Source organism: Vibrio sp. YYF0003, assembly GCF_036350715.1.
GTDB classification, from domain to species: Bacteria; Pseudomonadota; Gammaproteobacteria; order Enterobacterales; family Vibrionaceae; genus Vibrio; species Vibrio natriegens.
This window is the reverse complement of sequence record NZ_JAZDWA010000005.1, coordinates 65,495-85,645: the sequence shown is the minus strand read 5'-3', so window position 1 is coordinate 85,645 and position 20,151 is coordinate 65,495. Positions and strand designations below refer to the sequence as shown.

Annotated in this window: 13 protein-coding genes; 12 read left to right on the top strand and 1 reads right to left on the bottom strand. The window is 45.5% G+C overall.

The genetic code is table 11. From position 1 onward, the window contains the following. Window positions 1-49 precede the first annotated feature (49 nt). Window positions 50-1,075 (top strand): 16S rRNA (guanine(1207)-N(2))-methyltransferase RsmC, encoded by a 1,026-nt coding sequence (rsmC, locus tag V1U08_RS15185; protein ID WP_065302844.1) that lies wholly within the window; start codon window positions 50-52, stop codon window positions 1,073-1,075. Here the strand turns inward: rsmC and V1U08_RS15180 are convergent. Next, complete coding sequence (locus tag V1U08_RS15180; RefSeq protein ID WP_231113027.1) at window positions 1,049-1,303, bottom strand: hypothetical protein; 255 nt, start codon at window positions 1,301-1,303, stop codon at window positions 1,049-1,051. The two genes, rsmC and V1U08_RS15180, sit on opposite strands and share 27 nt — an antisense overlap. Between V1U08_RS15180 and V1U08_RS15175 the strand changes: the two genes are divergently transcribed. The 11 genes from V1U08_RS15175 (at window position 1,302) to V1U08_RS15125 (ending at window position 20,095) form a co-directional block, all read left to right on the top strand. Next, entirely contained in the window at window positions 1,302-4,688 is a 3,387-nt protein-coding gene (locus V1U08_RS15175) for a hybrid sensor histidine kinase/response regulator (RefSeq protein ID WP_330470944.1), read from the top strand. The two genes, V1U08_RS15180 and V1U08_RS15175, sit on opposite strands and share 2 nt — an antisense overlap. A gap of 874 nt (window positions 4,689-5,562) precedes the next feature. Continuing rightward, window positions 5,563-7,245, top strand: coding sequence for an ABC transporter substrate-binding protein (locus V1U08_RS15170; protein ID WP_330470943.1), 1,683 nt, complete (start codon window positions 5,563-5,565; stop codon window positions 7,243-7,245). Window positions 7,246-7,416: 171 nt separating this feature from the next. Further along, on the top strand, window positions 7,417-8,403 hold the full coding sequence (locus V1U08_RS15165; RefSeq protein WP_065300163.1) for an ABC transporter permease: 987 nt from the start codon (window positions 7,417-7,419) through the stop codon (window positions 8,401-8,403). A gap of 2 nt (window positions 8,404-8,405) precedes the next feature. Next, window positions 8,406-9,431 carry an ABC transporter permease gene (locus V1U08_RS15160; RefSeq protein WP_014232911.1) on the top strand — a complete coding sequence of 342 codons (1,026 nt, stop codon included), beginning with the start codon at window positions 8,406-8,408 and terminating at the stop codon, window positions 9,429-9,431. A gap of 2 nt (window positions 9,432-9,433) precedes the next feature. Further along, window positions 9,434-10,417 carry an ABC transporter ATP-binding protein gene (locus V1U08_RS15155; protein ID WP_014232912.1) on the top strand — a complete coding sequence of 328 codons (984 nt, stop codon included), beginning with the start codon at window positions 9,434-9,436 and terminating at the stop codon, window positions 10,415-10,417. Window positions 10,418-10,465: 48 nt separating this feature from the next. Further along, window positions 10,466-11,461 carry an ABC transporter ATP-binding protein gene (locus tag V1U08_RS15150; RefSeq protein ID WP_065297344.1) on the top strand — a complete coding sequence of 332 codons (996 nt, stop codon included), beginning with the start codon at window positions 10,466-10,468 and terminating at the stop codon, window positions 11,459-11,461. Window positions 11,462-11,523: 62 nt separating this feature from the next. Beyond that, on the top strand, window positions 11,524-13,245 hold the full coding sequence (locus V1U08_RS15145; protein WP_330470942.1) for a glycoside hydrolase family 9 protein: 1,722 nt from the start codon (window positions 11,524-11,526) through the stop codon (window positions 13,243-13,245). Window positions 13,246-13,249: 4 nt separating this feature from the next. Further along, window positions 13,250-14,146, top strand: a complete 897-nt coding sequence (locus V1U08_RS15140) for an N-acetylglucosamine kinase (protein ID WP_330470941.1) — start codon at window positions 13,250-13,252, stop codon at window positions 14,144-14,146. 2 nt (window positions 14,147-14,148) lie between these two features. After that, complete coding sequence (locus tag V1U08_RS15135) at window positions 14,149-16,068, top strand: beta-N-acetylhexosaminidase (protein WP_330470940.1); 1,920 nt, start codon at window positions 14,149-14,151, stop codon at window positions 16,066-16,068. Window positions 16,069-16,151: 83 nt separating this feature from the next. Continuing rightward, the gene (locus tag V1U08_RS15130; protein ID WP_330470939.1) at window positions 16,152-18,560 is read left to right on the top strand and encodes a GH36-type glycosyl hydrolase domain-containing protein; all 2,409 of its coding nucleotides are present in this window, start codon (window positions 16,152-16,154) and stop codon (window positions 18,558-18,560) included. 122 nt (window positions 18,561-18,682) lie between these two features. Next, window positions 18,683-20,095: a phosphoglucomutase/phosphomannomutase family protein gene (locus V1U08_RS15125; RefSeq protein ID WP_330470938.1), complete on the top strand. Its 1,413-nt coding sequence runs from the start codon at window positions 18,683-18,685 to the stop codon at window positions 20,093-20,095. Window positions 20,096-20,151: the final 56 nt, after the last annotated feature.

The following is a 20,151-nucleotide window of genomic DNA, read 5'->3' as shown; positions in this document are numbered from 1 at the left end:
CCAGATTGTGAGAAAATCTGGCCCTAATTATTTCTGACGAACAAAATTTATGTCTGCTTATATCGCTCCAAGTCAAATAGCGCAACGCCAGCTGGAATACTTCAATGGAAAGCATGTTTTAGTCGCAGGTGAAGTTGAAGACCTATTCCCTCTTGAGCTGGCCTCCTACTGTGAGTCTGTTGAAGTTTTTACTTCTAACTACAGCTATTACCGTCAAATTCGTAAATCTGACAAGATCAAAAGCCACTTTGGTTCAGAGTATAACGTCGATACCCAAGCAGACATGGTGTTACTTTACTGGCCTAAAGCCAAAGCAGAAGCCGAATACTTACTGGCAATGCTCATGGCGAAACTTGGTGTCGATACTGAAATCGTTGTCGTTGGAGAAACCCGCTCTGGTGTAAAAAGTATCGAAAAGATGTTCAAAGACTACGGCCCGATCAACAAATACGATTCCGCCCGTCGCTGCTCTTTTTACTGGGGTCAATGCGTAAACGAACCAGCGCCATTTAATCAGATCGACTGGTTTAAGTCCTACACTATCAGCTTAGGCAACCAATCACTGCTAGTGAAAAGCCTACCTGGGGTATTCAGCCATGGTGAATTCGACTTAGGTAGCCAGCTATTATTGGAAACCTTACCGCCATTGTCCGGTAAAGTTCTCGATTTTGGTTGCGGTGCCGGCGTGCTTGGCGCATTTATGGCGAAAGCCAACCCTGAAATAGAAATTGAAATGTGCGATATCAACGCCTACGCGATCACCTCCAGCCAAGCAACACTGCAAGCTAATGAATTAGAAGGTAAAGTGTTTGCTTCTGACATTTATTCAGATACGGCAAACGACTACCGATTTATCATCAGTAATCCTCCTTTTCATAGTGGCCTGGATACAAATTACAATGCCGCAGAAAGCTTACTTGGTGATGCACCACGATACCTTCAAAGACAAGGGGAAATGATTATCGTGGCAAACAGTTTCTTGAAGTATCCGCCAATTATTGAAAGCGCTTTCAATAATTGCGAGACGCTAAATAAGACGAAAAAATTCTCAATTTATTACGCTAAAAAGTCTTAACTCTCCTCCGCGCAGGCGACAACCTGCGCGATTTTCCGCTAAAAACTCATCAAACATAAAAAAACTGCGTGACTCTGCACGCTTTGCAATCAACTTTCTTGTCAAAGAAAAAAAACTCGTTAATTTTGTTATTTCTATCGAATTTAACGTCTTATCCGTTTTTAACGAGAACCTTGGTAGCAATAAGTAAACTTTTTGCTGCCCTTTATGAGTTGCAATCTTATCCATGTTCAAATTCTACAAAAAACAGAAGTTTAAGCGTCTACAAAGTACGCTGATGACTGCGTTTCTTGTCCTCAGCCTTACGCCTCTAACCATTACCGCGCTTTTTTTCCTGCAGTCACACAGTCAAGATCTGCAAGAACAGAGCACGTCGCACCTGCTGTCTGTACGAGATACCAAACAGCAGCAAATTATTGACTATTTTGAAGCACGCGAAACCGAAGTAATGGGCTTTGTCCGTTCGGAGTTAGCTTATGCCAGCGGTGGACGCTTTTATGGTTTAGTCAATGCGTTCAGTCGCTTAGGAAACGACATTGAAGAGTCACGTCAAAATGCACAGCAACGTTATATTGAAGGCAGTGGCGATCAGACAAAAACGTCAATCTTGCCGGAGTCATCTAACTTTGTCGGGAGCGAGCGTTATCGCCTGTTACACAAGCGCTATCATTGGGCTTATTCAGAACTTCTAAAACGCTCTGACTTCAATGACATACTTTTAGTCGATATCAACGGTAACGTTACTTACTCAATCAAAAAAGACGACAATTACGGCACTAATCTTCTCACTGGCCGCTATAAAGATGCTGCGCTAGGTAGAGCGTTTCAGCGCTTGGCCAATGATGTCAGCGAGCGCCGTAAAGTAAACGAAGACTATACTCCAATCCTTATCTCTGACTTTGAACTTGAAAATGGCAAGCAAGTCGCGTGGCTTGGCGCTCCTATCGTTCAACAAGGATATCTCCATAGCTATGCCATGTTCCGATTGCCAAATAACGGCATCACAAAGCTAGTCGCAGACAAAAACCGCGAGTCATCGATTGAGACGCTATTAGTCGGAGGAGATCAACAACCTCGAACCATTAACACCAAGCTAGATGATATCCAAAACAGTATGGAGGTCATCACTCAGGCACTTTCAGGTCAAACGAGCGTAGGTACTTATACAAACGGGCTCGATGAAGCCATTATCGCCGCCTATGCGCCAGTTAAAACCCGTGGTGTTAATTGGGCGTTGGTCGTGCAGTTACCAGAAAAAGACGCCTTTTCTCGCATTCACCAGCTGGAAAAACTCTTCGTCATTGCGATGCTTACGGCGATCATACTGGTTGTAATTGCCTCGCACTATTTATCGAATTTCATCACCTCGCCACTGCTTAAATTAACCTGGGCGGCAGAGCGAGTATCAGCAGGCGATCTGGACGAAAACACATTTGATACCGTTAGAAAAGACGAAATTGGTCGCTTAGCCATCAGTTTTGAGCGCATGCAACGTTCCATTCGTGAAAAAATTCAGACGATCAAGAAGCAAAATGAAGAGCTGGAAAGCAACATCCGCTTAATTCAAAAACAAAATGACGAGCTGCAACTGGCAGACAAGCTAAAAGATGAGTTTCTGGCAACGACCTCTCATGAACTGCGTACACCTTTGCACGGCATGGTCGGTATTGCAGAAACCTTGATATCCGGAGCCAACGGTACAGTTCCGGCAAACCAGAAGTATCAGCTTGATATAATTATTAAAAGTGGCCAACGTTTGGCTAACCTGGTCGACGACTTACTGGATTACCATAAAATGCGATACGGTAGCATGGACATCCAGAAGTCGGCTGTTAACCTGGCAAGTTCAACCCGATTGGTGCTGGAATTGTCGGGTCATTTACTTGGAAACAAGACCATTCGAATCATCAATCAAGTACCTAATGATCTCAAAGCAGTCTCAGCGGACCCACAACGACTTGAACAGGTGCTTTACAATCTGATAGGAAACGCAATTAAGTACACCTCTGAAGGTAAGATCGTTATTTCTGCAGGAGTCGTAGACGATTTAGTTCGCGTTCAAGTGGTCGATACCGGACAAGGTATTCCTGCTGAGCACCTTGAGCACATCTTTGAGCCTTTAATTCAGGCAGGACAGGATGAAAGTCGCTATCGTCAAGGTGCGGGGTTAGGTTTATCAATTAGCCGCCAGTTGATTGAGCTAATGGGCGGCTCCTTATATGTCAGCAGCCAACCTATGGTAGGGACCACATTCAGCTTCACTCTGCCTCTCGCCAGTGAAGAAGAGATCCTAGCAACACAGACGCAGGCAGCCTGTGGGCACTTCCAGGCTCCAGAAATTAACCTTGAGAACACAGAAGACCTATCGCTACCAGAAAACCCAGATGGTCCGCTACTTTATATAGCAGACGATGAACCAGTCAACCTACGAGTACTGGAAAGCTTTTTACGCTTAGAAGGCTATCGTGTAAGAACCGTTTCAGATGGCCCTGAAACACTTGCTCTTGTCGAGCAAGAAAAGCCGGAACTTCTGCTGCTCGATATCATGATGCCAGGAATGAGTGGCTATCAAGTATGTAATGAATTGCGTCAAACCTTTGATCATGCTGAGCTGCCAATCATTATGCTAACCGCCTTAAGTCAAACTGAGGACCGAGTTAGAGGCTTTGAAGCCGGAGCAAACGATTATTTGTCGAAGCCTTTTAACAAACAAGAGCTTGCAGCCAGAATTAGAGCTCATTTGACCGCAAGTAAAGCAGAGATGCGTCATATTGAGAATAAAGTACTTGAGTCGGAACTTCGTCAACGAGCTGAAGTAGAAGCGAGCTTGCTTGAAACTCAGGGGCGTCTGCTAGAGCAGCTTGAGTCCGCTCCTGAGGCGATTATTTGCTTGCGCGAAGATCAACGTGTTCGTTTTGCCAACGAAGCAGCATGTAAGCTGTTTAAACGTAGCTTAGAGCAAATTAAACGTTCGTCTGCCGATGAGTTGATTGCTCCAAAATTTCTGACCGTTAAGCAGCCACATTATTGCGGGAAAATTGATATTTATATCGAGGACATTCGCCAAAATATTGAAGCGGACATCCTTAAGCTTCCAGAAGGTTCCGGCCTAGACGTTATGTACATATTTAATGTCGGTGGCGGCGCAAATACAGCGCGCATTCACAATCTGGAAACGGCAGTGGAGGTACTTTCTCGCTATGCCTTTGACGGCGACAAAGAACAGCTACAGAAGCTTAAAGAGCTTGGAGGCGAGTTCACTCGACTGGCAGACAAAGCACTAGGCAATAAAAAAGACAAACAGGAAGTTATGCGTGAAGTACTGGTCGAAGCGATGACACATGCTTTGGAATACTGGGAGTCTGTCACTGGAGAAAGTAAGTTTACCTTTGCCGAGCAAAGTGGTCTTTGGCGCGTTTACCTTGATAGAAGTACGCTACAAACCCGTACTCTAGATAAATACATGCGCATTGAAACCTTACCTAAAACTCCGCGCTGGAGAACGGTTTTAAGCTCTATCGAGTTCATCCTTGAGCACTGTAAAGAACAAAGTCCGGATCGTGCTTACATAGAAGCACAGCGTGACAAACTGCAAAGGTTACTTACCAGCTAGCGGCGTTATCCAATACCGCGCTTCATTTGAACAGCCCCCAACAATTAAACGCCAATTGTTGGGGGCTTTTTATATCTGGGATACTTCTGTTCCGGCGTCCAATCGCTTATTTCTAAGTGAATATAAACCGGACTAAAAGGGGTTGCCATCTATCCCACCAGCAAAACCATCATACCCATCACCCAACAGAGTAAAGCTCACTATACAGGGGCTCAATTAAGCTATTTCAGACGCTATTATCCAGCCATGAACTCAGTGTTTTGGACCATATCTATAGGTTTTATTTCACAGTAAAGATCATCCCTACCTTCTTTATTTATGTAGTAAAAAAAGCATAATACTCACCGATAAATAAAATGACAAAAGGCGAAACTTTCATCATTTAAAGCATAGATTTATAAACTAATGATACAGATTGCGAAGTCAATCACAACAGAACGGCAGATTAAATTTCACCTTATGAATTAACATGAAACACGTGCGTGATCGAGATCTCTTAACGCACTTCAACAAGTAAATGTACTTTAGAATAAAGCGCTAAGAGTAAGTAACCACTAACACTCATTATCATTGAGGATATAAACTGCGACGCATATCAAGGTTTGTTTTTTAGCTAAATTTGCTTCAAAAGCAAACAAAGTGACGTTTATAACGTGATATCCACCTTTTTTGACGTTTTTAACGGGATGCGAGTTTGATTATTTTCAGGATAAGGTGTTTTCTTACTCCTGCCGAAGACCTACAGGCCACTCTACATGTGATGAAGGTGAAAGCTTAAGTTGCAATAACACTAGAGGTGGGTCATGGCGAGTGTTTATCAATTGATGACATTCAATTCCATATAGTGAAATGAAGCAAACAGTAAGGAACAGCTATGCTTGCCAATATTAAAAAAACAGCACTAGCAACAGCAATTATTGCTACAGCTACTACAGGTTTTGCATCGGTAGCAACTGCGGCTGAACGCAGTGAACTGACTATCCACCCTAAAGAGTTGACAACCTTTGTTCGTAACTTTAACCCTTTCTTGGGTGCAACCAACCTGCACACAACAACTGACTTTATTTACGAGCCTCTTGTTGTTTTCAACGAAATGCACGGTAACACTCCTGTATTTCGTTTAGCAGAAAACTTCCAAATGGCTGACGACCTGATGAGCGTGACTTTCGATATTCGTAAGGGCGTGAAGTGGTCTGATGGTCAGGCGTTTACTGCTGATGACGTGGTTTACTCTTTCAATCTGGTAAAAGAGAAACCTGAGCTAGACCAATCAGGCATCAACTCTTGGATCACTGGCGTAGAAAAAGTTAATGACTACCAAGTTAAATTCCGTCTAACAGAAGCAAACTCAAACGTTCCTTACGAAATTGTTAAAGTACCTGTAGTACCTGAGCACGTATGGAGCAAAGTGAAAGATCCATCAACATTCACAAATGAAAACCCTGTAGGTTCAGGTCCATTTACTGTCATTGATACTTTCACTCCTCAGCTTTACATCCAGTGTCAAAACCCGAACTACTGGGATGCGGATAACTTAGATGTTGACTGTTTACGCGTACCACAAATCGCGAACAACGACCAATTCCTAGGGAAAATCGTAAACAGTGAAATGGACTGGACTTCTTCTTTCGTACCAGACATCGACCGCACATACGCAGCAGCTAGCCCTAGCCACCACTACTGGTACCCGCCATCAGGTACGCAAGCGTTCGTGGTGAACTTCAAAAACCCAGATGCTGCGAAAAGCGAAGCACTGAACAACGTCGACTTCCGTCGTGCGTTCTCTATGGCACTTGACCGTCAAACTATCATTGATATCGCTTTCTACGGTGGCGGTACGGTGAATGACTTCGCTTCAGGTCTAGGCTACGCATTCGAAGCTTGGTCTGACGAAGCTACGCACAACAAATACAAAGGCTACAACACGTATAATGTTGAAGGTGCTAAAGAACTTCTAGCTAAAGCTGGCTTTAAAGATGTAAACAAAGATGGCTTTGTAGACACACCATCAGGTAAGTCTTTTGAGCTTCTGATTCAATCTCCAAATGGCTGGACAGACTTTAACAACACAGTACAACTGGCAGTTGAGCAGCTAGCAGAAGTTGGTATCAAAGCACGTGCTCGTACACCAGACTTCTCGGTGTACAACCAAGCAATGCTCGAAGGTACTTATGACGTAGCATACACAAACTACTTCCACGGTGCCGATCCACACTTGTACTGGGATAGCGGTTACAACTCAAAGCTACAGTCTGGCGACGGTATGCCTCGTTTCGCGATGCACTTCTACAAAAACGAAGAACTAGACAAACTACTTAACAGCTTCTACAAAACGGCTGATAAGCAAGAACAGCTAGAAATCGCACACGGCATCCAAAAAATCATCGCAGAAGATCAAGTAACTATCCCTGTGTTGTCTGGCGCTTACATGTACCAATACAACACGAAGCGCTTCACTGGTTGGTGGAACGAAGAAAATCCTAAGGGCCGTCCAAACATTTGGGCTGGTATCCCAGAACGTCTACTGCACGTACTGGACCTAAAACCAGTTAAATAAGTAGAAGTTCATTTCTAGCGGCATACTCCTGTATGCCGCCTATAAAAAATCCCCTCATCACGGAACCAATTTATGGCGCTCGTCGTCAGGGGATTTCTCGCTCTAAATTTCGCTAGGAGCGACCTGTAACCAGAAACAGAAAAAAATATCTGGGTGAGTAAGGTGTAAGTTATGGGTTATTTTTTAAGACGTTTGTCGTTCTATCTTGTCGCTCTCTTAGTTGCAGCGACGTTAAACTTTATCATTCCGAGAGCAATGCCTGGTGACCCAGTTACCATGATGTTTGCCAACGCTTCAGTACAGGTTACGCCAGAACGAATCGCAGCTATGAAGGAGCTGATGGGATTTGTGGATGGCCCTATTTATATCCAGTACCTGTCATACATCAAAAACATTCTGAGCTGGGAACTAGGGACTTCAATTCAGTTCTACCCACTTTCAGTCAACTCTTTACTTGGTAGTGCCTTTGGTTGGTCACTTTTCTTAGCCGGTACTGCAGTTGTACTTTCGTTTTCTATCGCATCAGTACTAGGTATTTTTGCGGCATGGAAACGTGGTAGCAAATATGATGCGTTCGTCACGCCAGGTACTCTTATTATTCAAGCTATTCCGCAAATGGTTATCGCAATGATAGCACTATTTACCTTTGCAATTGGCTTGAAGTGGTTCCCATCTGGTTACGCGTACACTCCGGGTACCATTCCGGATTGGACAAGCTGGGATTTCATTAAGAACGTCGGATACCACGCAATACTTCCTCTGTTCTGTGCGACCATCGTTCAAATTGGCGGCTTCCTCGTCAACATGCGTAATAACATGATTAACCTGTTAGCTGAAGACTACATCACAATGGCTAAAGGTAAGGGTCTTAGTGAAAACCGTGTGGTATTCAATTACGCAGCGCGTAACGCGTTACTTCCAAGTGTCACTGCACTTTCAATGTCTTTGGGTATGGCGATTGGTGGTCAGCTAATCATCGAAATGATCTTCAACTATCCAGGCTTAGGCACCGTCCTATTAAATGCGATCCACGCACGTGACTACCAAGTACTTCAAGGTCAGTTAATTATCATGACGATGTTCATGCTTTGCTTCAACCTGATGGCTGACATGCTGTACATGATTCTAGATCCTCGCTTACGTACCGGAGGCAAATAATCATGAAAGAACTCTTTAAACTTATTTTAGGTAACTCATTTGCACGTATTGGCCTTGCCATCGTTACCATCTTCATTTTTATCGCTGTGGCTGCGCCTCTCATTACCAAACATGCGCCAGACAAACGCACAGGCAACCCTCATGAATATCCGGGGTTTGTAGTAAAGCAGGCACAAAGTAATCCTGATGGCTGGGTTGCCCAAAATCTGGCAGATGACCGTCGAACACTGATCATGTCGAAAAAGGCTGACCATGTATTAGGCACCAGCCGTATGGGCCGCGATATCTGGTCACAAGTAGCTTACGGTGCTCGCGTATCACTAGGTGTGGGTTTCGGTGCCGGTATCATCGTGTGTTTCCTAGCGACGGTCATTGGTATCTCAGCAGGTTACTTCGGCGGTAAAGTGGATGACATTCTAAGTGCTGCCATGAACATCATGTTGGTTATTCCTCAGTATCCATTGCTGTTCGTACTTGCCGCATTTATCGGTGAAGCAGGTCCACTCACCATCGCCTTAATTATCGCAGGTACATCCTGGGCATGGGGCGCACGTGTTGTCCGTTCACAAACTATGGCTCTGCGTGAAAAAGAGTTCGTTAAAGCAGCAGAAGTTCTTGGCGAGTCTTCATTCCGAATCATCTTTGTTGAGATTTTGCCAAACCTAATTCCTATCGTAGGTGCAAGCTTTATCGGTTCAGTCATGCTGGCCATCAACACAGAAGCCGTTATCTCATTCTTGGGACTAGGCGATGCAAACACTATCAGCTGGGGCATCATGCTTTACAACGTTCAAACCTCTTCAGCAATGCTGATCGGCGCATGGTGGGAAGTATTAGCACCTTGTATTGCACTGACAGTACTGGTGACTGGCCTGGCTCTACTGAACTTTGCCGTTGATGAGATTGCTAACCCTCAACTTCGTTCTCATAAAGGTATGAAACGCTGGAAGAAGCTAGCAGCAAAAGACAAGAAAGAACGTGAGCCTGAATTGGCACCACAAAATGCACTATGGAGCGGAGATAAATAATCATGACTGCACCACTAATTTCTATCCGTAACCTATGCGTAGATTACATTACAGATGCGGGCGATGTCCGCGCCTGTAATAACGTCAGCTTTGACATTGCACCAGGCGAAGTTTTTGGTCTGGCGGGAGAATCTGGCTGTGGTAAATCAACTGTTGCTTTCTCGCTAATGCGTCTCCATAAGCCGCCAGCGTTCATCACTGGAGGGGAAGTTATCTTCAATGGTGAAGACATCCTTCAATACAGTGATAGCCGTATGCAATCATTCCGTTGGAGTGAGATGTCAATGGTATTCCAAAGCGCGATGAACGCCCTGAACCCTGTCCTAACCATGGAAGAACAGTTCTGCGATGTAATCATGCGTCATACCAACATGACTCGCGAGCAAGCCAAGAAACGCGCAGAAGGTTTACTGGAAATTGTCGATATTCATCCTAGCCGACTTAGTGACTACCCTCACCAGTTTTCTGGTGGCATGCGTCAGCGCTTGGTGATTGCCATCGCTTTGGCTCTGAATCCAAAAATGATCATCATGGATGAACCAACAACCGCTCTCGATGTTGTGGTTCAACGTGAAATATTGCAAAAAATTTATGCACTTAAAGAAGAGTTTGGCTTCTCAATTCTGTTTATCACTCACGACTTATCGTTGATGGTTGAGTTCTCCGATCGCATCGGAATTATGTATTCAGGTGAACTGATTGAAGTCGCACCTTCAAAGCAAATTTTGGAAAGTCCTTACCACCCATACACAAAAGGTTTGGGTAGCTCTTTCCCTCCACTAACAGGTCCAAAGACCAAACTAACGGGTATCCCGGGAAACCCTTTGAACTTGCTTGAAATTCCGCAAGGCTGTCGTTTTCAGGCTCGCTGTGACCGTGTTCACGAAGCATGCACGAAAATACCGACTCAATTGCGTCAGATAGAGCCAAGTCGTTTCTCAAACTGCCATTTGTATGGTGAAACCATTGCTCAGGCTAAGGTTTAACGTTCCGAAATCACGTTAGCTACGAACAAAATTACACTGGAGAGAATTATGAGCAAACAACTCGGCGAGTTGCTGATTGAGGGTAAAAATGTCGTTAAAGACTTCCCGCTAAATAGCAATTCTATCAAGCAGTCCAAGATGCGCGCGATCAACGACGTATCATTCAAAATGTATAAAAGCCGCGGCTTGTCTGTTGTAGGTGAATCTGGCTCAGGTAAATCTACAACTGCAAAAATGATCGCGAAAATGTACGCCCCTTCGGAAGGCATCATTGAATACAAAGGACGTGATATTCAAGAGATTCAATCAAGACAAGATCTAATGTCTTACCGAGAAGGAGTGCAAATGGTCTGGCAAGACCCGTTTGGCTCACTAAACCCGACGCACAACATTTTCCACCATATTGCACGACCACTGCTTATCCATAAAAAAGTGTCACCGGGCAACAAGAAAGAGCTGGAAGAACGCGTGTATGACTTGCTGGAACAAGTAGGCCTTATTCCGCCTAAAGAGACCGCGCAAAAGTTCCCTCACCAGCTTTCTGGTGGTCAGCGTCAGCGTGTAAACCTAGCGCGTAACATTGCAGTTGGTGCAGAAGTCGTATTAGCAGACGAACCTACGTCAATGCTGGACGTCTCGATTCGAGCAGGTGTTCTAAACCTGATGGAAGAGATGAAGTTCGAGAAACAAATGTCTCTGCTTTACATCACTCACGATATCGCAACGGCGCGCTACATCGCGGAAGATTTAGCAGTAATGTACGTCGGACACATGGTGGAATGGGGAGACACAGAGGAAATCATTCATGATCCTCAACACCCATACACTCAATTGTTGGTTTCTGCAGTACCCGATCCATCTAAATCCATTCACGAGAAACTGAAAGGAAACAAAGGAGAGATCCCTCTCTGGACTCCGGAGTCTGTCGGTTGCCCATTTGCGGGGCGCTGTGTACACGCAACAGATAAGTGTCGCCAACAACTACCAGGCGTTACCCAACTATCTGAAAACCACTTTGTCCGTTGTTACCTATTTGAGAACTAAGCATAACTAGGGCCAGAGAACACTGGCCCATTTCCAATTGTTTTGTTTCGCGGAGACATTAAATGCTGCTACTGACTAACCACATTGGTTATGAGCGTCTGGGGCCGAAAAAAGCGGTAATACAGACAGAACAATCACACTTGTCTTCTGATACTGCCACACTGGTCTGTGCCAAAAGCGAGCAAATCGTTGCTACCTTTTCGGTACAAGAGCAAGGGAAAGTAGCGAATTGGCATCAGGGGTATTTTTATCTTATCGATTTTTCGTCATTTGAGATCCCAGGCCACTATTATTTTCGCTTTGATAACGACTGTTCTTCTCAGCTAGAAATTGCTGAACAACTTCTTCTGGATCGCACTCTGTCCGATGTGATCCACTACTTTAAATCTCAGCGTTGCGGCGGAATTTTCGATCATGCCGATCGTCAGGCTACGCTATTGAATTCCGAACAGACGGCCGATGTTCATGGCGGTTGGTACGATGCGTCTGGTGATGTAAGTAAATATCTAAGTCACCTTTCGTACGCAAACTACCTTAATCCTCAACAAACCCCTATGGTGGTTTGGAACATGCTAAAAGGACTTTCTCTGCACCAATCTAGCGACAGTATCGCTGCTTTCACCCGCACACGCCTCATTGAAGAAGCGCTGTATGGTGCAGACTTCCTTGTTCGCATGCAAAACGAGAAAGGTTTCTTTTACATGACGGTATTTGATAAATGGAGCAAAGATACCGCCCAACGTGAAATCTGTGCTTTCGAAACGCAACTTGGTCACAAGTTCGATGATTATCAAGCAGGCTTCCGACAAGGCGGCGGAGTCGCGATAGCGGCGCTTGCTGCTGCATCGCGTTTAGCCGTTCATGGTGAGTTCAATCAACAGGAATATTTAAATACCGCAGAGAATGGCTACTGGCACCTAAAAGAGCATAACAAGCAATATCTCAATGATGGCGAAGAGAACATCATAGACGAGTACTGTGCCCTGCTTGCCAGTGTTGAACTGTTTAAAACAACCAAAGAAAGCCGTTACTTGGACGAAAGCCGCCTGTGGGCTTCACGCCTGGCAGACCGCCAAATGAGTGATGATAAATTCAAGCATTTTTGGTCAGCCAATCAAGATGGTAGCCGCCCTTACTTCCATGCAGCGGAAGCTGGATTACCAGTGATTGCTCTTTGTGAATACCTATCTATCGAAGACGACTCCGAGTTGGCTGCGTCCATAAAACAGACGGTCAACCAGGCATGCGAATTTGAATTAGAGCTCACCAATCGTGTCACCAATCCATTTGGCTACCCTCGTCAATATGTCAAAGGCGTTGAAGAATCGAAACGTGATGCCTTCTTTGTTGCCCACAACAATGAATCTGGCTATTGGTGGCAAGGTGAGAATGCTCGCTTGGGTTCACTAGCATCAATGTCTTACCTCGCTCAGCCTTATATCGAATCACATGAGACACAACAACAGCTGATACGCCTTGGGCAAGATGCGCTTAACTGGATCGTTGGCTTAAATCCATACGACATGTGCATGCTCGATGGCCATGGCCGAAACAACCCAGACTACCTTCCACAATATGGGTTCTTTAACGCGAAAGGCGGCGTCTGTAATGGCATCACTGGTGGCTTTGAAGACGAGAATGACATCGCCTTTAACCCACCAGCACAAAAAGACGACATCCTACAAAACTGGCGTTGGGGAGAGCAATGGATCCCACATGGTGCGTGGTACTTACTCGCGATCATGAGCCAAGCTCACCACCTATCAGTAGACGTTAAGGAGTAATACCATGGCGTTCTATTTTGTCGGTATTGATGGTGGCGGTACTTCTTGCCGCGCTCGCATTAAAGATGCCCAGAGTAATTTTCTTGGTGAGGCGAAAACTGGCAGCGCCAACATCATGCTTGGTGCTGAAGTAGCGATGACTTCTATCATTGAGGCAATTTCGTTGGCAGCTAAGCAAGGCGGGTTATCTGAGCAAGACTTTTCGTCTATGCATGTTGGGTTAGCACTCGCAGGGGCTGAACACAAAGCTTCTTGGAATGCTTTTATGTCTGTCGCTCATCCTTTCGCCAGCATGACATTAAACACAGATGCGTACGGAGCTTGCATCGGCGCACATAACGGCCAAGACGGCGCGATCATGATTGCAGGAACTGGATCTTGCGGCATCTACCTCAAAGGATTGCAACAACATGTTGTCGGAGGCCGAGAGTTTCCGATTTCAGACCAAGGTAGTGGTGCTGTCATGGGGCTGCGCCTAATTCAGCAGGTTTTATTGGCAGAAGATGGTATCCGAGAGAAAACCCCGCTCTCCCAGCACGTCATGGCACACTTCAAAAATGACGTAGACAACGTGGTTGCTTGGTCAAAACAAGCATTACCTCGTGATTACGGGCAGTTTTCTCCAGCTATTTTCCAGCATGCACAACAAGGCGATACGCTCGCCATTGAAATGTTAAAACAAACCGCTGCTGATATAGAAACGTTTCTCATGGCACTTAACAAGCGTGGAGCGACCCGTATTTGTTTAATGGGAAGCATTGCTGAACGCATTCTCCACTGGCTATCTCCGCCCGTTCAAAAGTGGATTGTAGAACCTCAATTTGATGCGATTGAAGGAGCCATTATGTTTGCTGGCAAGCCTGAACATAACCTTTACTCGCTATCGGTAGAACAGGAGTAGATATGGAATATCGCGTTGACCTCGTCGTCCTATCTGAGCTAAAGCAAAATTGTCGCTTTGGACTGACTTTTCATAACTTAAGTGACCAAGATCTTCATGATTGGCACCTGACGTTTGCTTTTGATCGCTTCATTTTACCTGACAGCGTATCTAACGGTGTACTTAACCAAATTGGGAGCTTCTGTACTCTCAAACCAGAAAGTATGGTACTGGCGGCTAATCACAATTTCTATTGTGAGTTCAGTATTGGTTCAAATCCATTTCGCTATTATTCAGACGGATTGAATGAAGCTCTGGTTGATTTTGTCGTCAATGGTAATACTCAGCGAGCCGAGGTTGACGTAACACCTATCGTGCTGGCTTCGCCATACCGCGAGCGAAGTGACATTCCACCGAGTTTGATTCACGCTCAGCCTTTATTACCTAAGCCAAACCATATTGAAGTTCACGAGAGTTATTTTTCTCTTCACAACCGTGTTGGAATCAGTACTTACTCCGATTTAGCCAATTCAGCAAAAGATTGGTTGCTCGATGAACTAAAACGTATTCACCAGTTTGAGCTTACTGCGTCTAATAACAGTCAGGTTATCTTTAAAAGTAATCCAACTTTAGATAAAGGTGCGTATAGGCTCAAAGTGACCGAAGAATCGATAAAAATCGAGGCTGGTTCAAAGTCTGGGTTCACCCATGCAAGTGCGACCCTGCTCCAACTTATCAGAAGAAATGGGGAAGATACTTCTATGGAAGTGGTCTGTTGCTCAATTAAAGACAGACCTCGTTTCAAATATCGCGGAATGATGCTCGATTGTGCACGACACTTCCATTCCGTAGAGCAAGTGAAACGTCTTATAAACCAACTGGCACACTACAAGTTTAATACCTTCCACTGGCATCTTACTGACGATGAAGGCTGGCGAATCGAGATTAAATCCCTGCCAGAGCTTACAAATATTGGGGCATGGCGCGGGTTAGATGAGTCCATTGAACCGCAATATACGCATTTGTCTCAGCGTTATGGCGGGTTTTATACCCAAGAAGAAATAAAAGAAGTGGTTGCCTATGCGGCGCAGCGCAGTATTACCGTCATCCCTGAAATTGACGTACCAGGCCACTGCCGCGCTGCCATTAAGTCACTGCCTCACATGCTTGTAGAGGCAGAGGACACCACCGAATATCGCAGTATTCAGCACTACAACGATAACGTGATTAACCCAGCGCTACCGGGCAGTTACGAATTTATCGACAAAGTGCTGGAAGAAGTAGCCGCTTTATTTCCTGCACCGTATATCCACATTGGGGCCGATGAAGTACCACATGGTGTCTGGTCGCAAAGCCCAGCCTGTCAGGCGTTGATGGAGCAACAAGGCTATAGCGACTACAAAGAACTGCAAGGTCACTTCTTGCGTCATGCGGAAGACAAACTTCGCGGGCTTGGTAAGCGAATGCTGGGATGGGAAGAAGCTCAGCATGGCAACAAGGTCAGTAAAGATACTGTTATCTACTCATGGCTAAGTGAAGAGGCGGCACTCAATTGTGCTCGCCAAGGCTTCGATGTGGTGCTGCAACCTGCCCAAACCACCTACTTGGATATGACTCAAGACTACGCGCCAGAAGAACCTGGAGTGGATTGGGCAAACCCGATTCCACTAGAGACAGCGTATAGCTACGAGCCGTTAGCACAAGTGGCAGACGACGATCCGGTTAGAAAACGTATTCGGGGCATTCAGGCTGCACTTTGGTGCGAAATAATCAATAACCAACCGCGTATGGACTACATGATATTTCCCCGCCTGACGGCATTAGCGGAAGCATGCTGGACCGATAAGCAGCACCGCAACTGGACTGATTACCTATCACGTTTGAAGGGACACCTTCCACTGCTCGATCTGCAGGGAGTGAATTACCGCCAACCGTGGAAGTAACGTAAACATACGCGACGACAGCGCGCTTTAAAGAATTTTAATTTTTGGCTGCTCAAGCAGCTTTGTAAAAAGGAACGACACAAATGAAATACGGCTATTTCGATAACGAAAATCGTGAATATGTCATTACCCGTCCAGATGTACCTGCTCCTTGGACTAACTATCTGGGTACTGAAAAGTTCTGTACGGTTATTTCACACAATGCAGGTGGCTACTCATTCTACAACTCACCAGAATACAACCGTGTAACCAAATTCCGTCCCAATGCGACCTTTGATCGCCCGGGACACTATGTTTACCTGAGAGATGACGAAACGGGTGATTACTGGTCTATTTCTTGGCAACCTGTAGCAAAAAGCCTTGATGAAGCGAACTACGAAGTTCGCCACGGTTTGTCATACTCTAAATTTAAGTGTGAATACAGCGGCATTACTGCAACGAAAACGCTATTCGTACCAAAAGGTGAAGATGCCGAAATTTGGGACGTGGTCATCAAGAACACCTCTGACAAACCACGCACCATCAGTGCTTTCTCATTTGTTGAGTTCTCTTTCAGTCACATTCAGTCAGACAACCAAAACCATCAAATGTCTTTGTATTCTGCAGGAACGGAATACAAACAAGGCGTTATTGAATACGACCTGTACTACAATACGAACGATTTTGAAGGCTTCTACTACTTAGCTTCTACATTTGATCCTGACTCTTACGACGGCCAGCGTGACAGCTTCCTGGGGCTATACCGTGACGAAGCAAACCCACTTGCGGTAGAACAAGGCAAGTGCTTTAACACCGCACAAACCTGTTACAACCACTGTGGTTCCCTGCATAAGCAATTTACAATCCAACCAGGTGAAGAAGTTCGCTTCGCTTACATCCTAGGTATCGGTAAAGGCAATGGTGAGCGTCTGCGCACTAAATACCAATACCTAGCAGAAGTAGATAACGCGTTTGCTGGCATCAAAGCACACTGGGATGAGCGCTGTGGCAAATTCCAAGTAAAATCACCAAACGAAGGTCTGGATACCATGATCAACGCTTGGACGCTATACCAAGCAGAGACGTGTGTGGTTTGGTCTCGTTTTGCTTCTTTCATCGAAGTTGGCGGTCGTACGGGCCTTGGCTACCGTGATACGGCACAAGATGCGATTTCGGTGCCTCATGCAAACCCACAAATGACACGCAAACGCATTGTTGATCTTCTGCGTGGCCAAGTTAAAGCAGGTTACGGTCTACACCTGTTTGATCCTGATTGGTTCGATCCAGAGAAAGCGGATGTGAAACCATCTAAGTCACCAACTGTGGTTCCGACTCCGTCTGACGAAGACAAGATTCACGGCATTGAGGACACCTGTTCTGATGACCATCTATGGTTAGTTCCAACCATCTGTAAATATGTGATGGAAACAGGCGAGCACAGCTTCTTTGATGAAGTGATCCCTTACGCAGATGGCGGCGATGCATCGGTTTATGAGCACATGAAAGCAGCGTTAGACTTCTCTGCTGAATACGTGGGCCAGACAGGGATCTGTAAAGGTCTGCGCGCAGACTGGAACGACTGTCTCAACCTAGGTGGTGGCGAATCATCAATGGTGTCTTTCCTACACTTCTGGGCACTACAGGAATTCATCGATCTGGCAAAATTCCTAGGCAAAGACGCCGACGTTGAGAAATATACAGAGATGGCGGCCAACGTTCGCGAAGCATGTGAAACCCACCTTTGGGACGAAGAAGGAGGTTGGTACATCCGTGGCCTAACGAAAAACGGTGACAAGATCGGTACTGCTCAACAAAAAGAGGGCCGTGTACACCTTGAGTCAAACACTCTAGCCGTCCTGTCTGGAGCGGTATCTCAAGAACGTGGCGAAAAGGCAATGGACGCGGTAGATGAGAACCTGTTCTCTGAATACGGCTTGCACCTGAACTCGCCATCATTCGCAACACCAAACGACGATATCGGATTCGTGACACGCGTATACCAAGGCGTGAAAGAAAACGGCGCTATTTTCTCACATCCAAACCCTTGGGCGTGGGTAGCAGAAGCGAAACTCGGTCGCGGTGACCGTGCAATGAAGTTCTACGATGCACTCAACCCATACAACCAAAACGACATCATCGAAAAACGTGTTGCAGAACCTTACTCATACGTTCAGTTCATCATGGGACGCGATCATCAGGATCACGGTCGTGCTAACCACCCTTGGCTAACGGGTACCTCTGGCTGGGCCTACTTTGCGGTCACAAACTTCATTCTCGGTGTTCGTACTGGTTTTGATGGATTAACTATCGACCCATGTATTCCAACCAACTGGCCAGGTTTTGAAGTGACGCGCCAATGGCTTGGAGCGACTTACAACATTAAAGTGGTAAACCCTGACACGGTAAGCAAAGGCGTGAAGTCAATCACTCTGAACGGTGAAGCTGTGAATGGAACATCAGTACCAGTGCAACCTGAAGGCTCAGTAAACGAAGTGATCGTTACCTTAGGTTAATTCGCTTTGGGGAAACGTTCCCCTTTTAATTTTTCCGGTGTACTTGGCTCTTACTGGGTACACCGGTTCGCTAGCAAATAAATAAGGTACGGCACGTTACCGTTCTTATTGAGGATCGAATCATGATCAAATTTGGTACAGGTGGCTGGCGCGCATTCATTGGTGAAGAATTCACTAAAGAGAATGTACGCTTGGTTGCTCAAGCAGTCGCAAACATCACCAATGCAGAATCTGTCGCGGAACGCGGCTTTGTGATTGGCTATGATCGCCGCTTTCTTTCTGACAAAGCAGGCCGCTGGTTTGCTGAGGTACTGGCGGCAAATGGTATTGTCGTCAGCTTCATCGATAAGTTTGTCCCAACGCCGATTGTTATGTTCAAAGCGAAGGAGATGAACTGCGCTTACTCAGCATGCATCACGGCTTCGCATAACCCCGCCGACTACAACGGGATTAAAGTATTTATCGAAGGCGGTCGCGACGCGGATGAAATCATCACCCAGAAGATTGAAGATCAAATCTCCACGCTCACAGCAAGCGATGTGAAAAGCGTCGACTTTGAACAGGCTATCGATGATCACTTAATTGAAGTCATTAACCCGATGAACGAATTCGTGGATTCAATCATCAACTTTATCGATATAGAAGCGATCAAAAAAGCCAATCTCCGTGTGCTTGTCGATCCTATGTTTGGTGTGGCGAAGAATGCGCTACAGACCGTGTTGATCAATGGTCGTTGTGACGTGGATGTCATCAACGATGGTAAAAACCCAGATTTTGGTGGCTTAATGCCATCACCAAGTGCAGCTACGCTTTACCGTTTGATGCACTTAGTCGAGGAACAAGGTTACGACATTGGTATCGGCACTGATGGTGATGCTGACCGTTTGGGCATTATCGATGAAAAAGGAAATTTCATTCATCCCAACGAAGTGCTGCTCTTATTGTATTACTACTTACTGGAATACAAAGGCTGGAAAGGCTCAGTAGTACGTAACATCGCAACCACTCACCTGCTCGATAAAATCGCACAAGATCACGGTGAAAAGTGCTTTGAGGTACCAGTAGGCTTTAAGCACATCAGCTCTCAAATGGAAGCAGATGACTCGTTGATCGGCGGGGAAAGTTCAGGTGGTTTAACCATTCGTGGCCATATAAAAGGCAAAGATGGGGTGTTTGCTTCCAGCTTGTTAGTAGAAATGATTTCCGTTACCGGTAAGAAGCTATCCGAGCTATTAGATGAAATCTACAGTAAGTATGGCTATGCCTATATGGCTGAAGGTGATTGCAAGTTCAAACCTGGGCAAAAAGAAGCGTTATTCAACAAGATTTATGTTGATAAACAGTTACCTGAGTTTGAATTTGAAATCGAAAAAGTCAGCTACGAAGACGGCGCAAAAGTCTACTTTAAGAACGGTGGATGGATTATTGCTCGCTTCTCTGGTACTGAGCCGCTATTGCGTATATTTGCCGAGATGGAAGATAAAGATACTGCGGAACGTGTTCTTCAACAGTTTAAAGACTTCTTGTCTCTTTAACCTGAACTTGTCTGGCTTCAAGTTGCTGGCAGTCACTTAAGTCGCAAGTAGAGGAA